This window comes from Bartonella sp. MM73XJBT (assembly GCF_028618465.1).
In the GTDB taxonomy this organism is placed as follows: Bacteria; Pseudomonadota; Alphaproteobacteria; order Rhizobiales; family Rhizobiaceae; genus Bartonella.
Window position 1 is genome coordinate 1 of the sequence record NZ_JAQISY010000079.1, and the last position, 2,779, is coordinate 2,779.

Below are 2,779 nucleotides of genomic sequence, written 5' to 3' on the forward strand. Positions count from 1 at the left end.
CATGGAGGGACCGAATAATGGCAGGAAGGCAATGAGGGGAGGGAGCATGCAAGATCCTTTGATGATGTTAGGTCCACATCAATTTTATGTGGATTGGCTTAATTTCCAATCCTTTGAAGAGGAATTCTCTGCCTCATGGGTTTGCTTAGAGCGTTTTGGCAGGTCTCCCAGTTTGCAATTTACCGGCTATGGCAATGATCCCAAAACCATTCATGGCGTTTGGTTTCCAGAAGAATTTGGTGACCGTGCAGCCATTGATGCCATCACCACAACGGTCAAAAGAGCAAAGCCGGTCCAGATGCTTCGTTGGATCAATGATACCACCTATAGTGTCCTTCTCCATGGACCCGTGGTGATCACCAGTGTCACGAAAGACCACGACTTTATCAGTCGCTCCGGTCAATCCCAGCGTATCCGCTATTCCATCAGTCTCTTACCCTTTTTTAATGGCGGAAAACCGCAAGGTCAATATCAGGTGGGACAAATCCAAGTGGGGCAAACTCTATGAAGATACCAGAAAAGCGTGTTGTTGTAGAACTGGAGGATATGAGTCTCGATCTCCTCTGCTTTCAACATGCCATGGCTGTGTTAGGGGACCGTTCTCAAGTTGGGGCACTAAACGGTTATTTAGAAGCCACATTGCAAGCCAATCCAGAGATTGCCAAATATGGTCCAATTTTACCGCGGGGCTTGAAGGTCATTTTGCCAGAATTTGTGTTGTCTCATCCCCAAAGTATGGTGAAGCGGCTATGGGATTAATGCGCACACACCCTTTTATTGTGGTTAAGGTGGGAATGCTATGTTTATATAAAATCAATAACTTATATAAAGGTAAGGGAATTTTATGGTTATTGATTCTATTAGCTTATTTTTCTGTCTATCCCGAACCTTTTTATAGCTTATACTCAGTCATTTTATCCAAATATGTAACCAGATTTTCCAGTATGATGCTTGACTCTTATTTTCATTAATCGTATAGTGACGATATACGATAAGGGGCGGTAATGGCAGTTGTGAGTTTCAAACATAAGGGCTTAAAATTATTTTATACAACAGGTTCTACAAAAGCTATTCAACCAGATCACGTAAAAAAATTACGCGTTATCTTGACGGCTTTAACAAGTGCTACGACGCCTGAAATGTTGAGAGCACCTGCTTTTAAAATGCATCCTCTTAAAGGTGAACTTACAGGATACTATTGTATATGGGTGATGGAAATTGGCGTGTTACTTTTCGCTTTATGGAACAGATGTGGAGCTTGTTGATTATCAAGATTACCATTGATGAAAGGAATAAAAAATGATGCATAATCCTGCACATCCGGGCGAAGTTTTAAAAGTAGCTTTCTTAGAAGAAATGGGGATAACAATACAAAAATTAGCTGATCACCTCCATATGACAAGAGCTTCTCTCTCAAGAGTGATTAACGGACATGCTTCTATGAGTACCGATCTTGCGATTAAATTAGAGTTGGCTGGTTTTAGTAAAGCAAAATTTTGGTTAGATATGCAAACAAACTATAATTTATGGCAAACAATGCAACAGGCACAACCAACTATTTCTCCTCTAGTTTCTGAGGATAATCGAACACACATTTGATTTTGTTCATAATTTTTCTGGTGCTTTTCTTTATTTTTAGCTGCTACCTATTGCCTTAGTTTTTTTGAAGTTTTTTAATTGCTTCTATTGCAAGGCGTTTTCTATCTGCTGTTTTGGTATAAAGAGACGCCATTTTATCTTCTGTCCAGCCAAAAAGCGCTTTCATTTGCGAAACTGTAGCACCAGCATTGGCGGCGCGTGTTGCTGCTAATTTTCGCAATCCATGGGCTGATTTTTTAATACCCGCCGCATTACATGCTTCACGAAATAGATTGCCAAAACTTTCTTTGACAAGCTTATTTCCACTTTTACCGCAGATGAATGTTTCATTACCAATAGGACCAATTTTAAGAGTTTCTGCTAATTCAGGTAAAATTGGTAAAAAAACGTCTGTTTTAAATTGGCTCTTTTCTGTTTTAAGATGGATGATATTATCTTTGACATCTTTCCAACCGATACGAACTGCATCACCACGACGCAAGCCTGTATAAAGAAGAACATCAATCCATACGCGTTCATGTGTACCATGGGACCAACGGTGATAATATTTGTCTATGTCCTCTTCTAGCCATGGCAGTAATCCCTCACTGTTCAAAGATTTTGGTGCTTTTATATTAAAGGCAGGATTTCTATTTAAAAGGGCATTATCAACCGCCCAATTAAAAAGACCGTTTAAAGAGGTCAAAAAATGTTTTGCAGCCGCGGGGGTCTCTCGCCTTCTGTCTACGGCTTCAAAAATGTGTTGTTTGTTTATACTTTTATATGCACGATCACCAATAAGTTTAGAAACATTATTCAGAATTCGATATTTAACTTTTTTAGTAGCTTCTGATTGATTATGCCATTGCATGCTTTGTAAATACTGATGCAACAACCAATCGAAAGACCCTTCTGTGAGTCTGGTACGCCTCTTTGTTTTGGAGGAGCCATTTTGCGCTTGTTTAATAGCCAGCGTATAATTGTCAACAAACTCTTGCGTTCCATAGGTTCCTTCAATCCGAAACCGTGGTCCATGACCAATACGTACATACCATATAACTTTACCATGGCGTGTACGTTCACGAACAAGATGCGGTGGACGACGCTTTGGCATGGCTAAAACTTTATACCGTCGACAGAGGGGCAGCTTTTGCTGGTCTCGTAGTCTTCTTGTTCATTTTCAAGCGGTGGAAAATCATCA

Annotated in this window: 4 protein-coding genes and 1 pseudogene; 4 read left to right on the forward strand and 1 reads right to left on the reverse strand. The window is 40.1% G+C overall.

The window, feature by feature from the left end; all coding sequences use genetic code 11:
* Positions 1–46 precede the first annotated feature (46 nt).
* From PVV69_RS09545 to PVV69_RS09560, 4 genes and pseudogenes are all read left to right on the forward strand, one after another.
* Complete coding sequence (locus PVV69_RS09545; protein ID WP_273722205.1) at positions 47–508, forward strand: phage tail protein; 462 nt, start codon at positions 47–49, stop codon at positions 506–508.
* Complete coding sequence (locus PVV69_RS09550; RefSeq protein WP_273757315.1) at positions 505–759, forward strand: tail protein X; 255 nt, start codon at positions 505–507, stop codon at positions 757–759. Before PVV69_RS09545 ends, PVV69_RS09550 begins: the two co-directional genes overlap by 4 nt.
* A 245-nt stretch (positions 760–1,004) precedes the next feature.
* Positions 1,005–1,284 (forward strand): annotated as a pseudogene (locus tag PVV69_RS09555) (type II toxin-antitoxin system RelE/ParE family toxin).
* 15 nt (positions 1,285–1,299) lie between these two features.
* The gene (locus PVV69_RS09560; protein WP_273722005.1) at positions 1,300–1,599 is read left to right on the forward strand and encodes a HigA family addiction module antitoxin; all 300 of its coding nucleotides are present in this window, start codon (positions 1,300–1,302) and stop codon (positions 1,597–1,599) included.
* A 55-nt stretch (positions 1,600–1,654) separates the two neighbouring features.
* On the opposite strand, the gene PVV69_RS09565 is transcribed toward PVV69_RS09560, so the two are convergent.
* Complete coding sequence (locus PVV69_RS09565) at positions 1,655–2,692, reverse strand: tyrosine-type recombinase/integrase (protein ID WP_273757317.1); 1,038 nt, start codon at positions 2,690–2,692, stop codon at positions 1,655–1,657.
* Positions 2,693–2,779: the final 87 nt, after the last annotated feature.

Coding starts and splice junctions, on each gene's coding strand:
- PVV69_RS09545 (WP_273722205.1), top strand. CDS start 47: ATGCAAGATCCTTTGATGATGTTAGGTCCACATCAATTTTATGTGGAT.
- PVV69_RS09550 (WP_273757315.1), top strand. CDS start 505: ATGAAGATACCAGAAAAGCGTGTTGTTGTAGAACTGGAGGATATGAGT.
- PVV69_RS09560 (WP_273722005.1), top strand. CDS start 1,300: ATGATGCATAATCCTGCACATCCGGGCGAAGTTTTAAAAGTAGCTTTC.
- PVV69_RS09565 (WP_273757317.1), bottom strand. CDS start 2,692: ATGCCAAAGCGTCGTCCACCGCATCTTGTTCGTGAACGTACACGCCAT.